The sequence below is a fragment of the Methylocaldum sp. genome (genome assembly GCF_039794385.1).
GTDB lineage: Bacteria > Pseudomonadota > Gammaproteobacteria > Methylococcales > Methylococcaceae > Methylocaldum.
Window position 1 is genome coordinate 1 of sequence record NZ_JBDIVO010000325.1, and the last position, 5055, is coordinate 5055.

A 5055-nucleotide genomic window follows, 5' to 3' on the forward strand; every position below is an offset into this window, starting at 1 on the left:
AAGGAGGCTATATGCACGGCTTGGTTAAGACGGCGGTTTTGTTGATCGCTATCGCGAGCGGAAGCGTCTGGGCTTACGGTGGCGGGGGCGGCGGAAGCAGCGGGTGCGCCGAGCCGAAATTCTTCGAACCGAATCCGACCGGCGCCGTTGCCGCGCTTGCCGAGTTCGCTTTCGTCGCGTCGGACAATACCGACAGCGATACTCTTACGGTCGAAATCAACGGCCAGACGGTTCAGCCGGTACTCGAACGCCTGAGAAGCGGCGACTGGCGAGTCAAGGCCGTCCCGCCGCAGCCCCTCACCGAGCCCGGTAAGGTTCGGATTTCGGTCAAGGCGAAGAGCCGGGACGGGTGCTGGGGATTTCAGCCGTATGCTGTCGAGGTCAAGCCGTGAGTTTCCGGCCGACTGCGCCAACGTGAGCTTTTCGGCCGTTTTATCCCCACTGCTCCAGCACTACGACCTTCCACGCGCGGTTTTTTGTGGGCCGAACCGTTTGCCAGGCGGCAATGCGATTGGATTCTCGGCCGCTTCCATGGGTCGGGCCGTGGTAATAGCCGATGCCGGCTTCCTGATCCGCAATCTGTCTCGCGAGCTGGCGCAATTCGGGAATTTTGTCGAACCGTTCTTCGCGGAACAGGTTTTCCCCGATTTCGTCGGTATCGGTGTCGTAAAGGATGAAACCGTCGTCCTGAATGATCCACACCGCTCTCTCCTGGGTTTGGAGTCCGGCGGGCAATAGTTTTCCCAGGAACTCGGCGGCCTTGAAACGGGCGGACAGAAAACCCGGTATGGTCTTGCCGCGCTTTATGGGTACGACGAGGGTTACGGCGTCGAAACCTTCGGGCGCCTCGTAGACGCGGCTCAGTATGGGTTCGGTCAATTCCAGCGCCAGACGATTGTGTTCGAGCCGGGAGGTATCGGCGCCGATGGCTTCAGCGTATTTCGCCGGCGCCACGGCGGTGATCGTGCCGGGGGCGATCGTGGCGGCGAAAAGCTCGGCGTCGGGATACCGGGTTAGCAGGGATGTCAGAATCGGAGTCATGGCCTTGCGGTCGCCTACGTTGCCCGCGGCGTCCGCGAGCCGTTCCATCCCGCTTCGTATCGAGCCTATGGCATTCGCTATGTCTTCCGCGATCTGATCGGCGGCGGTCAGGTTTTCGTTGGATATGCGGGTGACGTCGGCCAGCGCCGTTTCCGCGCGCTCGCGGGCATGGACCGCCATTCGTCGCTCGGCGACGGCCACTTCCCGCTCTTTCCGGGCATCCATGGCAAAATGGACCGCCAGCCCCGCACCGATCGCGACGGCCATGACGACCGCAAGTCCAGCGGAAAGCGCTGCCTTGTTGCGGGCGACGAAACGGCGCAGCAACTCGCCGCGCGAATAAGCGTACGCGCTGACCAATCGTCCATCGCGGAAAGCGCGCAGCTCGTCGGTCAATTCGGCGGCGTCCCGGAAGCGGCAAAGCTTGTCCTTCGCGAGGGCCTTGTCGCAAATGGCGGTAAGCTCGGCCGGTGCGGGAACCGGACCTTTGCGCGAGGAGGGCAGCGGCGCTTTGGACTTGAGCTGCTCGACGATGGACGAGAGGCTGCCTTTGAGCGGCGCCCGTCCGACCAAGATGTGATACAGAATGCAGCCGAGGGCGAATACGTCGGTTCGCGCGTCCACTTCGCCATAACGCTGATCCACTTGTTCGGGCGCCATATAAGCGGGTGTCCCGAGGATTTCGCCGACTTGAGTGAGGTCGTCGGATCCGGCCTCTTCGGATGCGGCCGGTACGGCCCGGCGGAAGACATCGGCTTCGATGCCGATCTTGGCGAGACCCCAGTCCAGGATGATGGTTTCGCCGAATTGTCCCAGCACGATGTTGCCGGGTTTGAGATCCCGGTGCACCACGCCTTTTGAATGGGCGTAGGCCATAGCCTCGCAGACATCGATGAGCCGGTCGAGCAATTGCAGACGTTTTGCAAGCGCCTGTTCGGGCTGTTCCGAATTGCATGCGGAAAGCGCTTCGGCCAGGGTCTGCCCCCGTACGAGGCGCATCACGTAATAAGGAGCACCTTGGGAAGTGGTTCCCATGTCGTAGACCGGAACGATGCCCGGATGCTCCAGGCGTCCCGTGATTTGGGCCTCGCGGAGAAAACGGAGCCTGATGGTGGAGTCGACGGCTTCGTTCGATGCGAGCATTTCCTTGATGGCGACCTGACGCCCAACGCGCTCGTCGAAACCGAGCAGCACCCGCCCCACGCCCCCCTGGCCCACTGTGCCGCACAAGGAGTAATGATCGGTGAGTCTGTAATCGGCTGTGGATTCCTGCGAACCTTGCGCAGCATCGAGCTGGAGTTTCAGCACCGTGTAATCGTCGAAATCGGCGTTATCGTTACCGCGCATTGGTCGATCGTGTGTATTGAACGAAGCTCACATTAATGTAGTTCGTCATCGGCTAAGGGACAAACGGACGGCGACGATCGTGCCGAGCCGATCGGCGCCACGGTCGGCTCTTATCCAAGAACGGAAGGGACGGAACGCGGGTCTAATTGCTTGACGTTGCCCGAATCGTACGGAAGTAGCGATATGGTCACTAAGCGCGTAATGGGCGATTTAGCGACAGGGGCAGAGAACGAAGGCGTGCGGAAGGGAGTCGCCGTCAGCTCAGGGAAATCGAGTCCGATCAGGTGCCTTTTGTTCTGCCTTCTCGCGAGCATCGCGGTCTTGTGGTTTCGACCGGTGCATTCGGCGGAGATCTACAAATGCCGAACCGATGCCGGGTTGTTATATACCGATGAACCGGCTTCGAGGAGTTGCCGTCGGATGCATATCAAGGTCACCAAACCCGACCCCGAGGCGATTGCGCGATTGGAGGAATGGAAAGAGCAGCAGGCGGCCGAGGCGGCTCGGAAAGCGGCGGAAGCGCGTGAAGAACGCTTGGTCCGGGTTCGCGAGCTGGAAGCCCTGGCGGCATGGCAATCGGCGCGCGCGGCTATGGTGGACGCCGAGGCCGCTCAGTATTGCCAATATCCTCAGCCGGTCTATTTTCCGTTATGGACTTATCCCGGAGTCCCCATTTTTCGCGATTATTCGAGTTTTAGCGGATATCCGTTCCCGTATGGGCACGACGCAAGACGCTCCTCGCGATACGGAATGTCGCCCGACCGAATTCATTTCTGGCGAGAGCGGCGATAAGGACCGGGCCGAACAAGGGAACATTCCTCGCGCCGGCAGGTGCGGCAACGCGAAATCAAACCGAGCCGATAAGAAAGGCGACGACGAACGAACCGAAAAGAACAAACAGTCTCCCGAGAAGCCTGACGCCAAGTCTCAGCTCCACGACGGGGTTTCCTAAAACCGCGGCTCGTCGCGTTTCTGCCTGACGCGGATGTTGTTCTCGACCGACTTGACGCCTCGGATTCCGCGCGTGATCGCCTCGGCATGCCGGCGTTGATCCTCGTCGGGAACGAAACCGCCGAGTTGCACATGCCCCTGATGGGCTTGCACCTGGATGCCGAGACCGCCGACATAAATGTCCTGTAAAAGCGCTGCCTTGACCCTGCTCGCAATAGTAACGTCGTCGGCATTGGCGCCGAACTCCGTCTTCTTGCCTTCCGAATTGGCGCAGCCGGTCAGGACGAGCACCGCAATGGACACCAGGAAATATCGCCGTTTCATTTTTTCCTTGCCTGGTTTCGATCTACGGCAGTAGCCAAGCCCAAATGCTCGTTCAATCCAGTCGTACTTGAAGCATGAGACGCTCTTAGCCAGCCGTCCCTAGAGCGTCTCGTTTCCTCCGTCATCTGAGCGAGATCGGGGTTTTCGTGCTGGATTCGCGTTGGCGCTCGAAAGGCGCTTCTGTTTAGCGTCGGCCGCAAACCCGATGTGAAAATCTATTGGTTTTGCCCGTCTTCGGAGCCGCCTTCTCCGCCTTCCGTGCCGCTGTCTCCGCCCGTTGCCCCGCCGGGACTGCCCGTACCTTGCTCGCCTTCGGGCTGCCGTTGCTCCATCCCGGGTTGGGGCTGCTGGCCTTCGCCTTGGGGTTGCTGTCCCGTCTCCGGCTGACCGGTTCCGCCTTCTTTTTGTTTTTCCCCGAATGGTTGGAAACCCTCCCAGCCGGGGTAGGACTTATCGCGATCGGCTTCGGTCCCCGCGACGACAGTCGCCTTGTCCAGAGATTTCTTAGCCGCCCAGACCGGATTCGCGACAAATAGCAGACTCGATACGGCTGCCGCCAGGGCGATCGAGATTTTGTGGCGCATGGATTCCCTCCTGTTTCGCATCCTTATTCGGAAGCTGCCCGACAACATCGAATGAAAATTACTAATAGCACGAACGCCGGTCTCGGTCTCTATGGACTATTACGAGGGGAAGGTGCCGAGCTCATGTAAACATGCAAACACCCATACTCCGATTTCGCCCCACGGCCCGGTGAAATGCGGTTAATCGGAGGTCTCGTGAAAAGACGTTAAACTACGCGCCAACTTTTGCCTCCGTCCCGTCCGCAGAAAGGGGATCATGCGGCAACCCTATGCGGCGATGGAGCGGGCGAACCCTGCGACTTGTCACGAAACACAATCAATATCCAATAATGTTCAGTATTTGGGCGGAATTTGCCGCTTGCTTCCTCTTGACCGCTTATGCCGGAACGAAGCTTTCGTTATACGGCGATGTCATTGCTGACAAGACCGGCCTCTCGGGAAACTGGGTGGGACTGGTCATGCTTGCCACCGCGACATCGTTGCCCGAGTTGATTACCGGGTTAAGCTCGGTCACGCTCGCATCGGCGCCGAACATCGCCGTGGGTAATGTGCTCGGTGCTTGCGTTTTAAATCTGATGATTCTGGTCGTGGTCGATTTCCTCCACCGTAAAGAATCGATTTATCGCCGCGCCAGCCAGGGCCATATTCTCTCCGCGGGTTTTGGAGTGGTCATGATCGGCCTGGTGGGGTTCAACGTTCTCCTCGGACAGCGAAACGGTTGGGCCATAGGGCATGTAGGCGTTTATATGCCTGTCATCGTTCTGATGTATTTGATCGCCGTGCGTTCGATTTTCCGTTACGAAAAGCA

At 59.4% G+C, this 5055-nt stretch carries 5 protein-coding genes and 1 pseudogene; 3 read left to right on the forward strand and 3 right to left on the reverse strand.

Features of this window, described 5'->3' with window-relative positions:
• Positions 1 to 392: hypothetical protein (locus ABJK70_RS19860; protein ID WP_347258863.1), on the forward strand; the 392-nt coding region annotated here is incomplete at its 5' end.
• A 40-nt stretch (positions 393 to 432) separates the two neighbouring features.
• Here ABJK70_RS19860 and ABJK70_RS19865 read toward each other — a convergent pair.
• Complete coding sequence (locus ABJK70_RS19865; protein WP_347258864.1) at positions 433 to 2388, reverse strand: serine/threonine protein kinase; 1956 nt, start codon at positions 2386 to 2388, stop codon at positions 433 to 435.
• Positions 2389 to 2808: 420 nt separating this feature from the next.
• Here ABJK70_RS19865 and ABJK70_RS19870 point away from each other — a divergent pair, with 420 nt between their 5' ends.
• Positions 2809 to 3180, forward strand: a complete 372-nt coding sequence (locus ABJK70_RS19870) for a hypothetical protein (RefSeq protein ID WP_347258865.1) — start codon at positions 2809 to 2811, stop codon at positions 3178 to 3180.
• Positions 3181 to 3336: 156 nt separating this feature from the next.
• On the opposite strand, the gene ABJK70_RS19875 is transcribed toward ABJK70_RS19870, so the two are convergent.
• Positions 3337 to 3663, reverse strand: a complete 327-nt coding sequence (locus ABJK70_RS19875; RefSeq protein WP_077729857.1) for a BON domain-containing protein — start codon at positions 3661 to 3663, stop codon at positions 3337 to 3339.
• A 215-nt stretch (positions 3664 to 3878) separates the two neighbouring features.
• On the reverse strand, positions 3879 to 4247 hold the full coding sequence (locus tag ABJK70_RS19880) for a hypothetical protein (RefSeq protein WP_077729856.1): 369 nt from the start codon (positions 4245 to 4247) through the stop codon (positions 3879 to 3881).
• Between the two features lie 329 nt (positions 4248 to 4576).
• Between ABJK70_RS19880 and ABJK70_RS19885 the strand changes: the two are divergent.
• A pseudogene (locus ABJK70_RS19885) lies at positions 4577 to 5055 on the forward strand (sodium:calcium antiporter); the annotation flags it as partial.